Origin of the sequence: Oceanobacillus sp. MO10714A, from assembly GCF_037072045.1 — a bacterium.
GTDB classification, from domain to species: domain Bacteria; phylum Bacillota; class Bacilli; order Bacillales; family Amphibacillaceae; genus Oceanobacillus; species Oceanobacillus indicireducens.
The window spans coordinates 1-19,344 of record NZ_JAXHDC010000043.1; the positions used below are offsets into that span (position 1 = coordinate 1).

A 19,344-nucleotide genomic window follows, 5' to 3' on the forward strand; every position below is an offset into this window, starting at 1 on the left:
TAAGCTAAACAGTCTTATGTTTAACTACTCTCTATTAAGGATAAATACAAGAAGAAGTAATTATCTTTTCTATAGGAGGCGATGGAGTGAGTCTTACTATTACGGAAACGATTAACTGGCTTAAGGATGTGCGGAAAGAAGGAGCGAACAAGGTCTTTACGATGTATTTAAACACGGATAGATCAGACCCGAACCAGCAAGGGGGAGAATGGAAGATCCACTTGAAGAACGGGATGAGAAACTTCGAAACATACTTACAGCAAGATGATAATACAGAGGAATTAAATAATTTTAAAAAGGTTAAAAAGAAAGCGATGGATTTTATTAAGGAGAATGAGCAGCAACTCCAGCGTGGCATTATTATTTATGCGACGGCAGATGATGATGTGTGGTTTGCTAAATGTGTACAAATGCGGTTGGAGGATGAGTTCTACTGGCAGGAAACACCGGAGATTAATCAACTTATTGAACTAAGCGAAAAGTATCCAAAGCTTGGTATCGTTCTCGTGCAGCAGAACCAAGTTAAAGTGATCGATTCAGAGGCGAATCGGGTAAAGGAGATAACATATTTCGAACTCGATGTAGATACAGAAGATTGGAAGATAAAACAAGGCCCAAGGCGCCCATTTACTGCAGGAGCGGGTGGTCCCAATGTGCATAAGGATAGTTTTGAATCGAGATTCGCTGCTAACCAACATCGCTGGTATAAAAAGATTGCCCCGAAATTAGATAAGATAGCCAAAAACAATCAATGGGAACAGCTTTATATGGTTGGAGAAGGAGACAGTACGAAAGAGCTTGGGAAACTTATGCATCGCCCAATTGACGCCGTTTTACAGAAAAATATGCTCGACCATGAAGAAACAAAAGTGTTAGAAGAGGTGCTCGCATAAAAAGTAAGAAGAGGTAGGACACTCCCACCTCTTCTTACTTTTTCAACTTATTCTTCAGATAAAAATTTTGCATTCACATAGCCGGTGAATTCATCGGTTGTTACCTTTACCCATTCTTCACCGCGATCTTCAACTTCGACTTGTTGATTCATGACAAGTACGCCGACTAAATCATAATCAACACCAGGTCCGCTTCTTGCATTTAAGGTCTCGACCTCTACGGTCCTTGTTGAAGTTGTTGCTTCTATTTCTTCAGCATCTACTGTATCGTCGGCTTCTTCGTCATTTACAACCGAACCAACAGCTCCAGCTACAGTATCTGTATCTTTTGCTTCCTCTTCATCGGATTCGTTCTTTTCGTCTGTTGTGGCACTCTCCGTATCTGTCTGTGGGTATGACATAGAAGCGAGGTCTGGATTGGTAAATTTTTGTTGCATTATGCCTACAAAAACAACGAAGGCAAGCGCAACGATTGTTAGTATAATTGCAATAAAAGCTTTCGTTCTTTTCATCTTATAAACTCCTAAACTATAATATCTAGTAGTAGTATACACGAATTAAACGAAAAAGTCTTTCATTACTTACTCAACATTCACAGGATAAACAGCTATATTTACTTTTGTAATCGAAAGAAGCTGTGAATTGCTTTCCTTTCATACAGCGTAAGTGTCCAGCTCTTTCAGTTTTTTGGCGTTCTAATTACCGTTCAGTTGCCCGGCGGACGGATGCTTTCCACGGGCACGGCCTCAGCCTCCTCGGAAGAAAAACGCTTCCTGCGGGGTCTTCGGACTCGTGCTTTTCCCGTTGGAGTCACCGTCCGCCGGGCAACTGAACTGATAGAGAGGGTTATTATTAATGGAAACTAACCCACCACTATGATAAGCGATCCTAATTTCTAAAATGAAAAATAGTGTTCCAAATCAGGCTTTCCCTCGGAGCAGTCCAGACACCTCGAGACTCCTGCGGGAGGCCGGCTAAGTACGGTCACGTCCTGTGACCAATGCCGGCATTAGAACTTCCTGTTCGTCGATAGGCTTGGTGAGACCCCGCAGCAGGCTTGCCTGCGAGGAGGCTCACCAGCCGCCCGCGGAAAGCGAGAGGTGTCTGGACTGCGAACCTCCAGGAGAAACTTGCATTTACGCTGTATGAAAGTAATTCTCATTCAAAATGAAAATTCACTTTTGTCAAAAATGAGAAAGGTGAGTTGGTTATTTATGCGACTTGGCATTCGGGACAGAGGCCGTAGATTTCAAATTTGTGGTCCTCGATCATGTAGTTCTCCAGTTTATTTTCAACTTCATCCATCGGACAAATATTAATTTCTTTCGTTTTCCCGCACCTGCTGCAGATAAAATGGTGATGATGGTGGGTCGCACATTTCATCCGGAAGTGTTTCTCCCCATTTAACTCTGTGCTTTCAAGAATTTTCATTTCATCATATAAATGTAAATTCCGGTACACGGTGTCAAAGCTAATTCCTTCATATTTATCTTCCATAAATTGATGCAGTTCTTTCGCTGTCCGGTATCCATCGGCTTTTTCGAAAAAAGTTAAAATATCTTTCCTGCGCCCAGTTGATTTATACCCATTCTTTCTTAGCACTTCCATCGCATTCTGTAAATTCATTAGGCTTCCCTCATTTCTTGTTGTGATTTCCGACTCCGTTTAATCCCGATTGTTAACAGTAAAATCGTGACGGCAATCATGACAATTGTTCCACCTGGCGGGATACTTAAATAATATCCGCTTATAATACCAATGATAACAGAAATTTCACCGAACAAAATAGATAAAAACAACATTTGTTTAAACCCTTTTGCAATCCGCATCGCTGCAGCGACAGGGAGGGTCATAAGAGCGGAGACGAGTAAGACTCCAACAATCCGCATTGAAGCAGCAATAACAAGAGCAGTTAGCACAATAAATAACAGGTGAATGTGTTTCGTATGAATGCCTGAGATCGTTGCATGTTCTTCATCAAAGGATAGAGTAAGCAGTTCTTTATAGAAAAAAGTGACGATCAGAACGACGATAATAAATATTATGAAAATCAATAAGAAGTCACTTTGGCTTACAGCGGAAACCGATCCGAATAAATATCCGAATAAATCCGTGTTAAATCCATTAGCTAGAGATATGAAAATAACACTTAATCCGACACCGGCAGAAAGGATAATCGGAATTGCCAATTCCTGATATGTTTTATAAACCGTACGCAGCTTTTCAATAAAAATGGAACCGATGACGGAGAAGGCCATCCCGCTGTAAAGAGGGGGGAAGGTGATGAGAAGTAACTTCTCGATCATTAACCCAAAGGCAATCCCTGCCAATGTAACATGGGATAAGGCATCCGCAATTAAAGAAAGCCTGCGGACGACAATGAAAGTTCCGAGTAATGGAGCGATGATTCCAATTAATAAGCCAGTTATAAATGTATATCGTAAAAATTCATAGTTTAAAAAGTCAGCTAGCATAATATTCCTCCATTACGAATGATGGACAATCGTTGTGACTGGATGTCCATAAAATAAAGATAGGTCTTTATCGGAAAGGGAACAATATTCTTCAGGATTTCCATGGAAATGCAGTGTCTTATTCAAACAGACAACATCTGTCGCATATTCCGTCATAATCTCAGTGTCATGGGTGACTAAAAGAATCGTTATCTCTTGTTCCTCATTCAATTTGTGTAGTAACTCATAGAATCGTTTCACATTTTCCTGGTCAACTCCAACAGTTGGCTCATCGAGAATCAATAATTCCGGCTCACTTACAAGTGCCCTAGCGATGAATACCCGCTGTTGTTGTCCGCCAGAAAGCTTTCCGATATTTTCATTGGCAAAACCACTCATATCGACCAATTCAAGTGCTCTTAGGATGTTTTGTTTATCTTGTTTATTTAAAAATTTAAAATAGCCAAGCTTTGCCGTAAGACCGGTTGAAACGACTTCAAAAACAGTTGCAGGGAAACCTGTATTAAAGCTATTTGCTTTTTGCGAAACGAACCCGATTTTATTTCTTTCTTGAAACTTTTCCAGTGGTACGCCGAATAAAGTTACATTTCCTTCATCTGGTTTAAGCAAGCCGAGAATCAGTTTGATCAGAGTGGTTTTTCCACCCCCGTTCGGACCAACTAGGCCCATAAACTTGCCCTTTGGAAGTTCAAAATTAATCCCATCGAGTATTGGTTTGTTTTGATAGGAAAAGCTGACATTATGCATCGTTATAATAGGTTCATTCATTGGAACACATCCTTTCAATTCATTGCTTCATCGAGAACTGCTAAATTATCTTTCATAATGGAGAGGTAATCCCGATTTTCTTTAATATCTTCATCGGTGAGTACTGCAAGATTATGGATAATTAACGGTTCAGCATTTATCTCTTGCTGAATCACTTCAGCAACTCGAGTTTTTACATTTTGTTCAAAAATAATATGATTGATGTTATTTTCTTTTACTACGTCAATGATTTCTACTAATTCTTTCTGGGATGGTTCATTTTCCGTGGAAAGCCCGTGGATGGAAATTTGTTCAATTCCGTAGCGTTCTTCCCAATAACCGAAAGCTGCATGGGTGACGAGTAATTTTTTAGTTGACTTTGTTGCAAGTAATTCTGTGAATTCATCATCTATTGCTTGAAGTTGTTCTTTTAAATGGGTAAAGTTTTCCGCAAACCGTTCTGCTTCATCCGGATATTGTTCACTTAACTCATCATGAATAATCTCAGCAATCTCAATCATGCGAATCGGATCGAGCCAAATATGCGGATCCTTGTCTCCGTGGTGATGATCATGATCTTCGTGAGCGTCATGGTCATCTTCTTGGGCTAAGAATAATTGTTCATGCTGACCGATTTCGATTAACTTCACATCTTCATTTTCTAAAGCGCTGGCAGCGGTACTTGCTAATGCTTCAAGCCCTGCGCCGATATAAATAAAAGCATCACCTTCCGCAATCTTTGCCAATTCCTTTGCCGCAGGTTCATACGTATGCTCATCCACACCAGGAGGATAAACGGTCTGTACTTCAACAAGATCACCAGCAATCTCCTCAACGATAAATTGTAACGGATATATTGTTGTATATATTGTCCCTTTTGATTGGTCGGTATCATTTGATGCCGTGTTACAACCGGCTAATAATAAAATAAATAATAAAAAGATAAAATTACGTTTCAATACTCTCAATGAACATCCTCCTGTACGATGAAATTCTTCCTATAATAATTCCTTATTAATATTCAACAATCATGGACCTGAAAGGTGAGCAGAGCTCTAATATAAGCGGAAGAGCAAGAATACTTATGCTGAATGATGGCAATCAGCTTATGAAATTCTTTTCTAATCATATCGTAACCGTTACGATTTGTAAATAATAATCATTTCGATTTAGAAAAAAATCAACATCTCTGTTGCGAAATATCAGAAAGTATTTTATACTAAAAGCAGGTTAAGAGATTGTTCTCTTATTTTTTTAAAGAATAATGAATGAGCATTCATTCAAAGATATGGATTGGGGGATAAAACATGAAACGGTCAATCAAGCGAGCTGCTGTATTAGGCTCTGGAGTAATGGGGTCTGGAATCGCCGCACACTTAGCAAATAACGGCATTCCTGTACAAATGCTCGACATTGTACCATCTGAATTAACGGTGCAAGAGGAAAAACAAGGATTGTCGCTAGAAGACAAAAGAGTGCGTAATCGGATAGCCGAGAAAAGTAAACAGGCATTATTAAAGCAAAAGCCATCACCCATTACATCGAAGGCAAGTCTTGATTTGATTGAAATTGGGAACTTTGAAGATGATATGGAACGCTTAGAGGAAGCCGATTGGATTATTGAAGTAGTGACAGAGAATCTCGAAATCAAGAAGCAAGTATTTGCAAATGTGGATAAACACCGGAAGAAGGGCAGTATTGTTAGTTCCAACACATCAGGAATATCTGTAGAAGCGATGATTGAAGACTGTAGTGAGGATATGAAGAAACATTTCCTAGGAACACATTTCTTTAATCCACCGCGTTACTTAAAATTGTTGGAAGTAATTCCGACCTCACATACCGATCCAGATGTACTTGAGTCCATGAAAGTATTCGGTGAGAATGTTCTTGGTAAAGGGGTTGTAGAAGCGAAGGACACGCCAAACTTTATAGCAAACCGAATTGGGACATATGGGCTTCTTATCACACTAAGGGAAATGCTTGAACAAGGATTTAGTGTTGGGGAAGTTGATTCGGTTACTGGTCCACTTATCGGTAGACCGAAGAGTGCCACGTTCCGTACATTGGATGTAGTCGGCCTTGATACATTTCTGCACGTCGCACGAAACGTCTATGACAAAGTGGAAGGAAAAGAAAAGGAAGTATTTGATCCGCCGCCATTTATGCAGAAAATGGTTGAAAATGGTTGGCTCGGTTCTAAATCTGGAAAGGGATTTTACGAGAAAAAAGCTGGAGTCATTTATGAAATTGATCCGGATACACTTGAATTTGGTGAACGAAAGAAATTACAAACACCAGCAATCGAAATGGCAAAGCAAGCAAAAGGATCTCGAGCCAAAATGAAAGCGCTTCTATCAATGCCTGATGATCCAGCAGCTAAGCTCGTTTGGTCTTTATTAAAACCGGTCCTTATTTATTCCGCCGAACTGGTCGGTGAAATTGCCGATGATATTACGGCTATTGACCAAGCGATGAAATGGGGATTTGGTTGGGATATCGGACCATTTGAGACATGGGATGCGATTGGTTTAAAACAAGCAACCAAGCGGATGCAACGTGAAGGGGAAACAGTACCAAGCTGGGTGCTAGCGTTAATTGAAAAAGGACATGAATCTTTTTATAAACAAGCAGACGGAGAAATAACTTATTATAATGGCAATGAATTTGAAGAGCTTAAGACAAATCCGAAAGAAGTGAATCTAAGACTCTTTAAGAATGAATCAAATGTAATCAAGAAAAATACTGGTGCAAGTTTAATAGATTTAGATGATGGTGTTCTATTACTTGAATTCCATTCACCAAATAATGCGATTGGCCTCGATATTATGCAAATGGTGAACACAGCAATCGAGGAAGCTGAAACTAACTATGAGGGGCTTGTTATTGGAAACCAAGGTAAAAACTTCTGTGTAGGTGCTAATCTCGCATTAATGTTAATGGAAGCACAGGATGATAATTTCTATGAACTTGATATGGTCATCCGTATGTTTCAAAATATGACGACAAACATTAAATATGCAAATAAACCAGTAGTCGTCGCTCCGTTTAATATGGCGCTTGGAGGCGGGGCAGAAGTGTCGCTACCTGCAGCAGCAATTCAAGCGTCACCGGAAACATATATGGGACTTGTCGAAGTTGGTGTCGGTCTTATACCTGGTGGGGGCGGCACGAAAGAACTTTATCTAAAACAACTTCGCAATATGCCAAAGGGGATCGATTTTGACTTATCGAAGGTCGCGAATGATGTCTTTGAAAAAGTGGCAACGGCGAAAGTATCAACTTCCGCAAAAGAAGCACAAGAGCTAGGATTTCTAGACCAAAAAGATGCGATCAGTGCGAATCCAGATCATTTAATTTACGATGCCAAACAAAAAGTACTTGCACTGGCTCATGCAGGTTACCGGGCACCTGCAAAAGAAAAAATTCCGGTCGTTGGAAATGCAGGCTATGCGGCAATGCTGCTCGGGGCAAAAAATCTCCAGATGAGCGGTTATGCATCTGAACATGATGTAAAGATTGCCGAAAAGCTAGCCTATGTCTTATCCGGTGGAAGAATTAAAGAAGGTTCGCTTATTGATGAGCAGACAATGCTCGATTTCGAGCGAGAAGCATTCTTAAGTCTAATCGGTGAACCGAAAACACAAGCCCGGATGCAACACATGTTAATGAAAGGTAAACCATTACGCAACTAAGGATTAAGGGGGAGAAAATGTGAAGGAAGCAGTTATCGTTGCAGGAGCAAGGACTCCGGTCGGTAAGGCGATTAAAGGTAGTTTACGAGACGCAAGACCGGATGATTTAGCTGCACTGACAATCAAAGAAACATTGAAAAGGGCAGGCGACTATACCGGAAATATTGATGACGTCATCATCGGTTGTGCGATGCCGGAAGCAGAGCAAGGGATGAATATGGCAAGAAATATTGCGGGGCTTGCCGGTCTTCCGAAAGAAGTTCCGGGAATTACAATTAATCGCTATTGTTCTTCCGGGCTGCAAGCAATCGCCTATGGTGCTGAACGTATTATGGTTGGCGCGAGTGATACGATTATTGCTGGTGGGGCAGAGTCGATGAGCTTAATTCCGATGGGCGGACATGTCATTAAACCAAACCCGAAACTCGTAGAAGATGCGGTTGGCTATTATATGGGCATGGGACATACGGCAGAAGAAGTGGCGAATCGTTTCAATATATCCCGAGCAGATCAAGATGCCTTCGCAGCACAAAGTCATGAGCGGGCAGCCAAAGCAATTGAAGAAGGTAAATTCGCTGATGAAATTGTCTCGGTGGAAGTCACAGAACGTGTTATCGGTAAGGATAATAAGGTTGTAGAACAGACAAAACAATTTGCAATGGATGAAGGGGTACGCGCAGATACAAATACAGAAGTCCTTGCTAAACTGAGACCTGCATTTCATATAAAGGGATCTGTAACAGCTGGAAACTCCTCGCAAATGAGCGATGGGGCAGGTACCGTCCTATTAATGGAGCGCGAGAAAGCCCAAGCAGAAGGATTAACCCCCTTATTAAAATTCCGTTCCTATGCTGTAGCTGGAGTGGAACCGGAAATTATGGGAGTAGGTCCTGTGAAGGCGATACCAAAGGCACTGGAAATTGCCGGTCTTGAGTTATCGGATATTGGATTGATCGAGCTGAATGAAGCGTTCGCATCCCAATCGTTACGAGTTATTGAAGCGCTTGACTTAGATACTTCTATTGTGAATGTAAACGGTGGAGCGATTGCACTCGGACACCCGCTAGGAATGACGGGAACGAAGCTGACGCTAACTTTAGCCCATGAGATGCGCCGCAGAAATGTTCAATTTGGAATTGTAACGATGTGTGTTGGCGGTGGAATGGGAGCAGCAGGAGTATTTGAGCTAATTTAATCTTTACAACTAACTTTTAATAAAAGGAGAAGATCAATTATGAGCGAAACAAAAGACAAACTTTTTAAAGGAGGAGCCTTCCTCATTGAAGAATTAACCGGTGAGGACATTATCACTCCTGAGGACTTAACAGATGAGCATAAAATGATTGCGAAAACAACAGAGGAATATGTTAACAATGAAGTCGTCCCGCTTATCGACAAGTTAGAAAACCACGAATTCGAACATTCCGTAGAATTATTGAAAAAGGCGGGAGAGCTAGGTCTGCTCGGTGCAGATGTTCCGGAGGCTTACGGTGGGCTTGGTCTGGATAAGATTAGCTCATCCTTGATTACAGAGAAAATGGCACCAGCGGGAGGATTTTCCATTACTCATGGAGCCCATGTCGGTATCGGCTCGCTGCCAATTGTGTTTTTCGGGAATAAAGAACAGAAGGAGAAGTATTTGCCGAAGCTTGCGACGGGCGAGCTAATCGCTGCCTATGCCCTGACAGAACCTGGCTCCGGTTCAGACGCTCTCGGGGCAAAAGCGACTGCTAAGCTGAATGAGGCAGGAACCCATTATATTTTGAATGGGGAAAAGCAGTGGATCACGAACTCCGCGTTCGCAGATGTATTTGTCGTCTATGCAAAAATTGATGGTGAACATTTCTCTGCGTTCATTGTAGAACGCGATTATCCAGGTGTGTCCACTGGTTTGGAAGAGAAAAAGATGGGGATTAAGAGTTCATCAACCCGGACACTGATTTTGGAAGATGCAGAAGTACCGGTAGAAAATCTCCTAGGTGAAAAAGGTAGAGGACATATTATTGCCTTTAATATTTTAAACGTTGGACGTTACAAACTAGCCGTCGGTGGTGTCGGTGGTTCGAAACGGGCATTTGAACTAGCGGCAAAATATGTGAATGAACGGAAACAATTCAGTGTACCAATTTCAAGCTTCTCCCTAACCCAATCTAAGCTTGCTACGATGGCGAGTGAAATCTATGCAAATGAGAGTGCGGTTTATCGTACAGTTGGATTGTTCGAGCAGCGGATGGGTGCTTTGTCTGATGAAGAACTTGAGGACGGTCGGGAAATTGCCCGGGCAATTGCTGAGTACCAAATCGAATGCTCGATTACGAAATATATGGCGACAGAATTACTTGACCGCACCGCTGACGAAGCGGTTCAGCTGCATGGTGGGTATGGGTTCATGGAGGAATATGAAGTAGAAAGAATCTACCGGGATTCCAGGATCAACCGGATATTTGAAGGTACGAATGAAATCAACCGACTGCTCGTTCCGGGAACATTGCTGAAAAAGGCAATGAAAGGGGAACTGCCATTATTACAGAAAGCCCAAGGACTTCAGGAAGAGCTTATGATGATGATGCCTGAAGAAGTTGGCACAGAACCACTTGATCAGGAAAAGCATTTAGTGCGTAATGCAAAGAAAATTGTTCTCTTAGGTGCAGGTTTGGCGGCACAGAAATACATGCAGAAACTTGAGAATGAGCAAGAAATTCTCGTCCACTTGGCCAATATGGTTGGAGATGTCTTTAATATGGAATCAGCCCTCCTCCGTACTGAAAAAGCGATTCATCAGACGGGAGAGGAGAAGAATGAGCTGAAACTGCTTTATACACAAGTATATGTACAGGAAGCATTCAATCGGATTGAGGCAGCGGCAAAAGAGATCTTAATTGCGGTGGAAGATGGAGATACTCTACGGATGATGCTCTCTTCCTTACGTAAATTGACCCGTCATGAACCGACGAATGTTATTGCGAAGAAACGGGAAATCGCCAAATCACTCATCGAAAGTGAAAAATATATCGTATAATTTCAGTTCGTCCGGAGTATAGAATATGCTCCGGACGATTTTTTTTAAACCATACGAGCTCTGTAGCAAATACATGTGTCAACAAACCTTCTATGTTAAAATAGTGGTAATTACATAAAGGAGCTGGTTTTTAAAATGAGTATGACTTTTTACTGGTATCCAAAATGCGGCACGTGCAGAAATGCGAAGAAGTGGTTGGAAGCGAACGATATCGACTTTGAGGCAGTCCATATCGTTGAGGATACACCATCTAAGGATAAGATTTTACAATTAATTGAAAAAAGTGGTCTAGAACCGAAGAAGTTCTTTAATACGAGCGGTAAAAAATATCGCGAATTGAATATGAAAGAGAAGATTAAAGATGCTTCAGTTGAAGAAATGGCAGAATACCTAGCTTCTGACGGCATGTTGATAAAACGGCCGATAGCAGCGATGGGAGACAAAATCACTGTTGGTTTTAAAGAAGACGAATACGAATCAACTTGGAATTAGTACAGAAGGTAAAGAGAAAATGTGATGTACAGTAGATTTTCTAATCTATCCATTGTATAGTTGGAGTAGAAGAAACGGAAAGGATGATAACCGATGAATTTACCAGAGGACTTACGTTATACGAAAGAGCACGAGTGGATTAAGAAAGAGAGCGACAATAAAGTGCGCATCGGAATTACTGATTTCGCTCAAGATGAACTTGGAGATATCGTGTTTGTCGAACTTCCGGAAGAGGGCGACACAGTCGAAGCGGACGATTCATTTGGCAGTGTAGAATCGGTAAAAACAGTTTCCGAGCTATATGCACCAGTCAAAGGGACAATAGTTGAAATCAATGAAGAATTGGAAGACAGCCCAGAACTTGTCAACGAATCTCCATATGAACAGGCTTGGATGATCGTTGTAGAACTAGAGGACGCAAGCGAATGGGATAATTTACTGACAGCTGAAGAATACAAAGCAATCATAGAAGAATAATACTAAAGCAAGACAAAAAAGGAGGGGGACTAACTATACAATAAAACAGTATAGTCAGCCTCCTTTCTTTCATATGCTATAATAGGTGGATGATTTGATCGGATAAGGAGTGGCAGGGTATGATAGCGCACGAAACCGAAAAAGTTATTATTGTGGAGGGGTTGACAGATAAACGTAAGATAGAAGAAATTCTAAGCGAAGAAGTCACGATTATTTGTACAAACGGCTCACTAAGCGTCCATTGGTTTGATGAGCTGTTAGAAACATATAACTTAGATGAAAATGATGTCTACATCTTTGTCGATGAAGATAAAAATGGCTTGAAACTACGAAAACAACTGGCACGGGAACTCCCTCATGCCGACCATATTTATATTAGCAGGGATTACCGTGAAGTCGCAACTACCCCTTATAAAATCCTTGCCTCCTTACTCGTTGCAAAACATTTTTCAGTACGACCAACATTTTTATATTAGTCAGGTGAGTCTATGCAGAAAGTAATATCAAAACAGCTAAAGAAAGATTCTTACTTATTATATATTTATTCGCCATTTTGTGGCACATGCCATATCGCTAGGACGATACTTGAAAAAATTGAAGACATTCATGGCGAAGAAATATTTTATGAAATGAATGCCAATTTTGAAGAAGCTTTCTTACACGAACATAAAATAGAGAACGTGCCTTGTTTATTAATTAAGGAGAATAATGAAGTAAAGGAGAAAGTGTATACTTTCTATTCTACCGGTAATATTTATCGTTATCTTTTCGAATATAAGCCTGAGCTCTTCGCTGGGGAAAGCTATTGACAGCATAACTCAACTCATGCTATGATTTCTTTATGTTAATTGAATAGGTATGCTCTTATCGAGAGCGGTGGAGGGACTGGCCCTGTGAAACCGCGGCAACCTTCAAAGTCGTTTGAAAGGTGCCAATTCCTGCTAATATCTTGATAGATAAGAGAACAAGAAATGCAACTATAGGTAAAAGCGTCTTTCTGTTCTCGAATAGAAAGACGCTTTTTTGATTTATTTGGAAGGAGATAGTACGTTGATTTCCATTAAAGGTTTAAGGAAGCAATACGTTACAAAAGAAAGGCAAATCATTGCAGTTGATGATTTGGATCTGGATATAAAAGAAGGAGAAATATTTGGCGTTATTGGTTATAGTGGTGCTGGTAAAAGTACCTTCATCCGCTTGCTCAATCGGTTGGAGGAGCCATCAGGTGGATCAGTAACAATAGGTGATAAAGACATAACACGTTTGAAGAAAAATGATCTCCGCATTGCACGCCAAGATATTGGAATGGTGTTTCAACATTTTAATTTACTATGGTCGCGGACTGTGGCAGAGAACATTGCATTCCCGCTTGAAATTGCTGGAGTGAGCAAAACGGAGCGTAAACAGCGGGTTCAAGAATTGATCGACTTGGTCGGTTTAACTGGTCGGGAAGATGCTTATCCATCTGAATTAAGTGGTGGACAAAAACAGCGTGTCGGTATTGCTAGATCACTGGCGAACAAACCGAAACTATTACTTTGTGATGAAGCGACATCTGCTCTTGACCCGGAAACGACAACATCTATTTTGGATCTACTCGTTGACATCAATGAAAAGATGGGACTCACAATTATTCTGATTACCCACGAAATGCAGGTCATCCGGAAAATTTGCCACCGGGTTGCTGTTATGGAAGAGGGAAAAGTAGTGGAAATGGGAGATGTCCTCGATGTTTTCCTTCATCCGAAACAACAAATAACAAAGAAATTTGTTAGCCAGGTGATGGGAAATGCAGAGGAAGAGGATGCGATCCCAAGTATGCTGCAAGATAATCCAGAAGGAAAGCTCATCAAACTGCAATTTATCGGAGAATCAGCAAACAAAGCTTTAATCAGTCAGCTTGCGAAACAGTTTGCCATCGATATCAATATTATCCAAGGCAAGATTACGAATACGAAGACCGGAAGTTACGGAACATTGTTTGTTCAAATTACTGGTGAGGATGCGGAAATTGACCGTGCTATTCTCTATGTTCAAACGAAAACCTCCGTGGAATTGGAGGTCATCCTAAATGTTTGAAAATGTGAATATGGACGAGCTGTTAACAGCGACTAATGAAACTTTTTATATGACAATTATTTCGCTATTAGGCACCTTGGTCATCGGAATACTTCTTGGATTATTACTATTTCTTACAGCAAGAGGCGGTATTTGGGAAAATAAAGTCATTAATGCAATAACCGCATCTGTTGTCAACGTATTCCGTTCGATTCCGTTTATAATATTGATTCTGTTATTATTTCCATTTACAAATTTCCTTATTGGGACGATTCGAGGACCAAGTGCTGCGCTACCAGCGCTAATTATCGGCAGCGCGCCATTTTACGCTCGGCTTGTGGAGATTGCGTTCCGGGAAGTTGATAAAGGTGTCATTGAAGCTGCAAAATCAATCGGTGCGAAGACGAGTACGATTATATTTAAAGTATTGATACCTGAATCCTTACCAGCTCTCGTATCAGGGCTGACCGTTACAGCTATTGCACTTATCGGCTATACCGCGATGGCAGGAATAATTGGGGCAGGCGGTCTTGGAGATTATGCTTATTTCTATGGTTTCCAGCGCCGGAACTTTGATCTTGTGTTTATTTGTACGATAATAATTTTGATCATTGTATTTATTATTCAATTTATTGGAGATTTCATTACCAATAAAATAGATAAAAGATAAAAAGGAGAGGAATAAAGATGAGAAAGTTTCTAGGATTAATTCTACTATCATTCATTCTGTTGCTGGCTGCATGTGGTACAAGTGGAGAAAAAGAAGATACCGCAAATGGTGCAGATGATGCAGATAACACCGCTGGAGAAGAAGCCACAGAACCGGTTGATATCGTTATTGGCGCATCAAGTACACCCCATGCCGAAATTTTAGAAGAAGCTAAGCCGTTGCTTGAAGAGGAAGGAATCAATATAACAATCGAGATGTATCAAGATTATGTATTACCGAATGAGGACTTGGAATCGGGTACGCTCGATGCGAACTTCTTCCAGCATATTCCGTTCCTCGATCAAACAATTGATGACACAGGGTATGATTTAGATTATATTGATGGAATCCATATTGAACCGATGGGTGTTTACTCGAAGAATATCACATCACTTGATGAGATTGAGGATGGTCAAGAGATTATCATCAGCCGTTCCATTCCTGACCATGGACGTATTCTTTCATTATTTGAGCAACAAGACTTGATTACATTGGATGAGAGTGCAGAGAAATCTACGGCAACAATTGATGATATTGTAGACAATCCATTGAATCTAACATTCTCACCAGATGTGGATCCATTGTTATTACCAGAAATGTACGAGTCGGAGCCGGATGCATTAGTTGCAATCAACACAAACTATGCCATCGATGCAGGCCTGAATCCGCTAGAAGATGCGTTATTCATTGAAGACGAGAATTCAGAGTATGTAAACGTCATCGCCGTCCGCAGTAAGGACAAAGACAATCCTGCGTTCCAAACATTAGTTGATGTTTTACAATCGGAAGAAATCCAAAACTTCATCTTAGAAAATTATGATGGGGCAGTTGTTCCGGTTGGCGGAAGCAATTAAAATTTGTGAAATCGGTAGTAAAAGGAAGCATAAGCTTAAATGTTTATGCTTCCTTTCTTTATATTACAGCATCGTTCATTTCCAGTTAAATACTCCACCCTATACGTTTATTTCTCCTTTGAGCAGGGTAGCGTTATTGTGTTAACCTTTTAATGTAGAAAACAAAGGAGTGGTTTATTATTAATTCGGTTAATAATGAGTATTATACGCAAGAAATGGAGAAGGCAATGAACGAATATCATAAAATGAGCATTGCCGAATACGAATCGAATTTAGCAAACCGAATGAAAGTAGAGCGGAAACGCGAACGGGAATATCAGGAATCAAAACAAATCATCGCTGAAATTGACAATCAGCTTGGATACTAAAAGAACAGAAGACGGGCCTACTTGGTCTGTCTTCTGCTCTTTTTAGCTCATACCTCATTCATCATACCGCGAATTGTAAAGCCGTCATTTTTAGACCATTCCGCGTAATAGATTTTACTGATTTCGGTATAGCCTAACTTCGCAAGTTCTGACTTTAGCCATGTTTCACTTTTTCCGATTTTTTCTAGTATTGTTCCTACTATTTTCCCTTCATCAATCACTAGATAGCTAAGGGCTGCTTCTTTTGGTTGGATGGAAAGCATTTCTGCTGTGACTGGTACGGATCGTTCATACTCTAACACACTCAGCTGTCCGCTTGGCTCGAGTATTCCATATTTCACTTCATTAATTGAGAAAATGCCTTGTTGCCTTAGCATTGTACGCAACTGTTCCGATTCAAGCTTATTCTTTTTCAAAGCTTTTATATCGAGTTCACCATCATGGATAATGACGGTAGGTTCTCCTTTTACTGCTTGCCTTGTTATATCGAATTTCTGAACGATCTTTTCAATACTGTAAATGAGAAGGGACCATAAGGCAATGGCTGCCAATACTTGCCAAACAGTGACTTTGTCATCATAAACCGATTCTTCGAGCAAGCCTCCGAGTACAAGGATATATACAAAATCAAATGGAGTAATTTGAGATAGTTCTTTCTTTCCTAACAAACGGACTACAATCAGTAATGCGAGTAAACCACAGATTATTTTTATTGTCATCGATGTCGCCATACTTGTTATTCACCTCTGCTTTATTTTTTTAATTGTAATACCCTTTATTGAACGAACTAATCTACTAAGTTGAATATATCGCTGCTTCCGTTTTCCACTTGGGTGACACGGGTAAGGAATACATATAAAGTGAAACTTCATTCAGTGGGGATCCTTACCGTTTCTTACCTCCCCACTGAATGTTAGTTGAATAGAATCAGGGATTTACAAATAACCAATAAAGGAGCATTCGAAAATGACGGCTGAAGTGGCAGTACTGAATAAACAAGGAATCGCAATGGCTGCAGACAGTGCAATAACAAGCGGTAGAGAAGGTGTACAAAAAGTATATAATACGGCCAATAAATTATTTTCATTATCGAAAGAACATTCAATTGGAATCATGATATATGGGGCTGGGTCCTTTATGGAAGTTCCTTGGGAAGTCATTATCAAAGCGTACCGGAATAATCTCGGGACAAAAAAGTTTCCGAATGTAAAAGATTATCTCCATGATTTCTTTTGCTTTTTGGATGAAGATGAACGGTTCAGAGATAAATATGTCGAAGAAATTATTGTGTATCGTATTTTTTCCGATAATCTAAAACGGATAGTCAAAGAAGTGGAAGAACGAATGGCAAGAAAAGAGCATATGGAGGAGGGGGTCTCGTCCGAGCGGGTTACCAACTGGCTTGGGGAAGCTACTCGTCAACTAATTAAATCCTATCAAAAAGAAGAAAATAATTTTATAGAGATGGAAGAAAATGCTTTTAAAGAACGCTTTGGTTCGGTAGTTATTGAAATAATCGATGAACTGATTAAATATGATGTTCCGGCAGAACTGACAGAGCAGTTTTACAAATTAGCTTTTGAAGCTGTTCGGAAGGACTATTTCAGCGTAGGGAGTACTGGATTTGTAATTGGCGGATATGGAGAAGAAGATATTTTTCCACGTCTATTAAATTATAGATTGGAAGGATTTATCTTTGGTCAACTGAAATATAAGAAATTAAAAGATAAAAAAATTAGTTATACGACGGATAAAGATGATGGTACAGCCACGATTACCGCATTTGCTCAAAGAGAAATGGTTGACTCCTTCATAAGCGGTATCGAACCGAATATGGAAGATCTTATATTTAATATCATTTCGGGTGTATTGAGAAATTATCCTGAAGAAATTCAAAAACGTCTATCACTCGATTTTACAAAAGAACAAGTTAAAGACTTGAAAGTAATGGGTAGAGAAATGTATGAGTCTATAGAAAGTGCTATTACAGAATACCAGGAAAGGAATTATATTGAACCCCTACTTGGTGTTGTCCGTTCCTTGCCAAAAGAAGAGCTGGCAGATATGGCGGAGGCCCTCGTCTCCTTGACGACATTTAAACGCCGAGTAACGAGAGCGACCGAATCAGCAGGACCGCCAATTGACGTCGCGATTATTACAAAGGGAGACGGTTTCATCTGGATGAAACGGAAGAATTACGTTGATGAGGAAATAAATGCCTATTTATAGCATTGGAAAGGAGAGAGTGACATGCTGCCTAAGGATAATGATTCAAAGAAGAATGCTTATTTTCAGCTGCCGCCGGAGGACCGGATGGAGTTTGAACTAGAGGATAAAGAGAAAAAAGAAAAAGAAATTGCCGTCGAAAAGGTCTACGATAAGTTGAAGAAAAATAAATAGATGTTACAAATGTTACAAGTGGAAAACAACTCTATTAAATGTCGTTTGTTGGGTTTAACTTTAATAAAATGTGGAATCTAAAGTAATGTACGAGCAAGAATTATCATCATGAAAGGAGTTTTTACAAATGGTTAAAAACAACAATAATGGTAAGATGTCTCGTGAGCAAGCAGGAAGAAAAGGTGGTAAAGTAACTTCAAGAAACCACGACCAAGATTTCTATGAAGAAATTGGTCAAAAGGGTGGCGAGGCTACTTCACAGAACCATGATCAGGAATTTTATGAAGAGATCGGTCAAAAAGGCGGGGAAGCTACAGCGCAAAATCATGACCGCGAATTCTATGAAGAAATTGGTCAAAAAGGTGGCGAGGCAACTGCACGGAACCACGACCGGGAATTCTATGAAGAGATCGGTCAAAAGGGAGGAGAAGCTACTTCCCGAAACCACGATCAGGAATTCTATGAAGAAATTGGTCAAAAGGGTGGCGAGGCAACTGCACGGAACCATGACCAAGACTTTTATGAAGATATTGGTGAAAAAGGTGGAAAATCTCGAACACGAGAGCGCCGAAACAATAATAACAACAAATAATTTAAATTATTTACACTCCACTTAAGGTGAAAAAGCGCAGCAGTCCATTCGGTACTGTCTGCGCTTTTAACATGTTTTACATAACTTACGAACGATATCTTCTGGGGGCAGCAAGCTACTTTAGAGGGCGCAACAGTGTAGGGATAGCAACATCATGTTGTAAAGTTGCTAAGCTTACCTTAAGAAGTGTATTGTTGGTGAAAAGCTTCTACTTAATCCAAAAGAACCCCACGGCTTTAACCACAGGGGTTGTCAGTTAAATGAGAACGAGATATAGTGTATACTAGATATATATTATAGAAGAAACGGGATGATCAGTTATCATGCTGTTTTTCTTATGTATAAACAAAGAGGATTGGAGGGGTAACTTTCGGCGAGAAAATAAAAAGGGCGATAATGGCGAACGCTTCTGTCCGTTGGATTTAAGCGCTTATATACAATCTTATTGCAAATAGACCGAATGGGTTGATAATTAATTTGAAATGCTTTAAGATTGTAATGAGAATAGATTGAGAATGAATATCAAGTTCATCTCGGAAAACTAGAATAAGCATTTGGAGGTATTG

General features: G+C 40.3%; 21 protein-coding genes and 1 riboswitch. Of the genes, 15 read left to right on the forward strand and 6 right to left on the reverse strand.

Annotation, left to right across the window (positions count from 1 at the left end; all coding sequences use genetic code 11):
* The first annotated feature begins 86 nt into the window (after window positions 1-86).
* Complete coding sequence (locus SPD53_RS15940) at window positions 87-893, forward strand: VLRF1 family aeRF1-type release factor (protein WP_336253154.1); 807 nt, start codon at window positions 87-89, stop codon at window positions 891-893.
* A 47-nt stretch (window positions 894-940) separates the two neighbouring features.
* On the opposite strand, the gene SPD53_RS15945 is transcribed toward SPD53_RS15940, so the two are convergent.
* From SPD53_RS15945 to SPD53_RS15965, 5 genes are all read right to left on the reverse strand, one after another.
* Window positions 941-1,405, reverse strand: a complete 465-nt coding sequence (locus tag SPD53_RS15945; RefSeq protein ID WP_156855793.1) for an SH3 domain-containing protein — start codon at window positions 1,403-1,405, stop codon at window positions 941-943.
* A 700-nt stretch (window positions 1,406-2,105) separates the two neighbouring features.
* On the reverse strand, window positions 2,106-2,519 hold the full coding sequence (locus tag SPD53_RS15950; protein WP_156855794.1) for a Fur family transcriptional regulator: 414 nt from the start codon (window positions 2,517-2,519) through the stop codon (window positions 2,106-2,108).
* A complete protein-coding gene (locus SPD53_RS15955; protein WP_336253155.1) occupies window positions 2,519-3,367 on the reverse strand; it encodes a metal ABC transporter permease in 849 nt (282 codons plus the stop codon). Before SPD53_RS15955 ends, SPD53_RS15950 begins: the two co-directional genes overlap by 1 nt.
* 12 nt (window positions 3,368-3,379) lie before the next feature.
* Entirely contained in the window at window positions 3,380-4,135 is a 756-nt protein-coding gene (locus tag SPD53_RS15960) for a metal ABC transporter ATP-binding protein (protein WP_336253156.1), read from the reverse strand.
* A gap of 14 nt (window positions 4,136-4,149) precedes the next feature.
* Window positions 4,150-5,082 carry a metal ABC transporter solute-binding protein, Zn/Mn family gene (locus SPD53_RS15965; protein WP_336253157.1) on the reverse strand — a complete coding sequence of 311 codons (933 nt, stop codon included), beginning with the start codon at window positions 5,080-5,082 and terminating at the stop codon, window positions 4,150-4,152.
* 339 nt (window positions 5,083-5,421) lie between these two features.
* On the opposite strand from SPD53_RS15965, the gene SPD53_RS15970 reads away from it, so the two are divergent.
* The 11 genes from SPD53_RS15970 to SPD53_RS16020 all read left to right on the forward strand — a co-directional run bounded on the left by SPD53_RS15970 (window position 5,422) and on the right by SPD53_RS16020 (window position 15,786).
* On the forward strand, window positions 5,422-7,809 hold the full coding sequence (locus tag SPD53_RS15970; RefSeq protein WP_336253158.1) for a 3-hydroxyacyl-CoA dehydrogenase/enoyl-CoA hydratase family protein: 2,388 nt from the start codon (window positions 5,422-5,424) through the stop codon (window positions 7,807-7,809).
* A gap of 19 nt (window positions 7,810-7,828) precedes the next feature.
* Entirely contained in the window at window positions 7,829-9,004 is a 1,176-nt protein-coding gene (locus SPD53_RS15975; protein WP_156855802.1) for an acetyl-CoA C-acetyltransferase, read from the forward strand.
* Window positions 9,005-9,043: 39 nt separating this feature from the next.
* Window positions 9,044-10,828 carry an acyl-CoA dehydrogenase family protein gene (locus SPD53_RS15980; RefSeq protein ID WP_156855804.1) on the forward strand — a complete coding sequence of 595 codons (1,785 nt, stop codon included), beginning with the start codon at window positions 9,044-9,046 and terminating at the stop codon, window positions 10,826-10,828.
* Window positions 10,829-10,963: 135 nt separating this feature from the next.
* Window positions 10,964-11,320 carry an arsenate reductase family protein gene (locus tag SPD53_RS15985; RefSeq protein ID WP_156855805.1) on the forward strand — a complete coding sequence of 119 codons (357 nt, stop codon included), beginning with the start codon at window positions 10,964-10,966 and terminating at the stop codon, window positions 11,318-11,320.
* Window positions 11,321-11,413: 93 nt separating this feature from the next.
* Window positions 11,414-11,797 carry a glycine cleavage system protein GcvH gene (gcvH, locus tag SPD53_RS15990; RefSeq protein ID WP_156855807.1) on the forward strand — a complete coding sequence of 128 codons (384 nt, stop codon included), beginning with the start codon at window positions 11,414-11,416 and terminating at the stop codon, window positions 11,795-11,797.
* A gap of 119 nt (window positions 11,798-11,916) precedes the next feature.
* A complete protein-coding gene (locus tag SPD53_RS15995; RefSeq protein ID WP_156855809.1) occupies window positions 11,917-12,273 on the forward strand; it encodes a toprim domain-containing protein in 357 nt (118 codons plus the stop codon).
* Between the two features lie 12 nt (window positions 12,274-12,285).
* Window positions 12,286-12,606, forward strand: a complete 321-nt coding sequence (locus SPD53_RS16000) for a thioredoxin family protein (protein ID WP_156855810.1) — start codon at window positions 12,286-12,288, stop codon at window positions 12,604-12,606.
* 52 nt (window positions 12,607-12,658) lie between these two features.
* Window positions 12,659-12,760: riboswitch (SAM riboswitch) on the forward strand.
* A gap of 87 nt (window positions 12,761-12,847) precedes the next feature.
* Window positions 12,848-13,876 (forward strand): methionine ABC transporter ATP-binding protein, encoded by a 1,029-nt coding sequence (locus SPD53_RS16005; RefSeq protein WP_156855811.1) that lies wholly within the window; start codon window positions 12,848-12,850, stop codon window positions 13,874-13,876.
* Window positions 13,869-14,525 (forward strand): methionine ABC transporter permease, encoded by a 657-nt coding sequence (locus SPD53_RS16010; protein WP_188858228.1) that lies wholly within the window; start codon window positions 13,869-13,871, stop codon window positions 14,523-14,525. Before SPD53_RS16005 ends, SPD53_RS16010 begins: the two co-directional genes overlap by 8 nt.
* Window positions 14,526-14,542: 17 nt before the next feature.
* The gene (locus tag SPD53_RS16015; protein ID WP_336253159.1) at window positions 14,543-15,418 is read left to right on the forward strand and encodes a MetQ/NlpA family ABC transporter substrate-binding protein; all 876 of its coding nucleotides are present in this window, start codon (window positions 14,543-14,545) and stop codon (window positions 15,416-15,418) included.
* Window positions 15,419-15,645: 227 nt separating this feature from the next.
* A complete protein-coding gene (locus SPD53_RS16020; protein ID WP_198042602.1) occupies window positions 15,646-15,786 on the forward strand; it encodes a hypothetical protein in 141 nt (46 codons plus the stop codon).
* 47 nt (window positions 15,787-15,833) lie between these two features.
* Here SPD53_RS16020 and SPD53_RS16025 read toward each other — a convergent pair whose 3' ends face one another.
* A complete protein-coding gene (locus SPD53_RS16025) occupies window positions 15,834-16,517 on the reverse strand; it encodes a DUF421 domain-containing protein (protein ID WP_156855816.1) in 684 nt (227 codons plus the stop codon).
* 235 nt (window positions 16,518-16,752) lie between these two features.
* Here SPD53_RS16025 and SPD53_RS16030 point away from each other — a divergent pair, with 235 nt between their 5' ends.
* From SPD53_RS16030 to SPD53_RS16040, 3 genes are all read left to right on the forward strand, one after another.
* A complete protein-coding gene (locus SPD53_RS16030; RefSeq protein WP_336253160.1) occupies window positions 16,753-18,015 on the forward strand; it encodes a hypothetical protein in 1,263 nt (420 codons plus the stop codon).
* Between the two features lie 21 nt (window positions 18,016-18,036).
* A complete protein-coding gene (locus tag SPD53_RS16035) occupies window positions 18,037-18,186 on the forward strand; it encodes a hypothetical protein (protein WP_156855818.1) in 150 nt (49 codons plus the stop codon).
* Window positions 18,187-18,313: 127 nt separating this feature from the next.
* Window positions 18,314-18,778, forward strand: coding sequence for a KGG domain-containing protein (locus SPD53_RS16040; RefSeq protein WP_156855819.1), 465 nt, complete (start codon window positions 18,314-18,316; stop codon window positions 18,776-18,778).
* Window positions 18,779-19,344 lie beyond the last annotated feature (566 nt).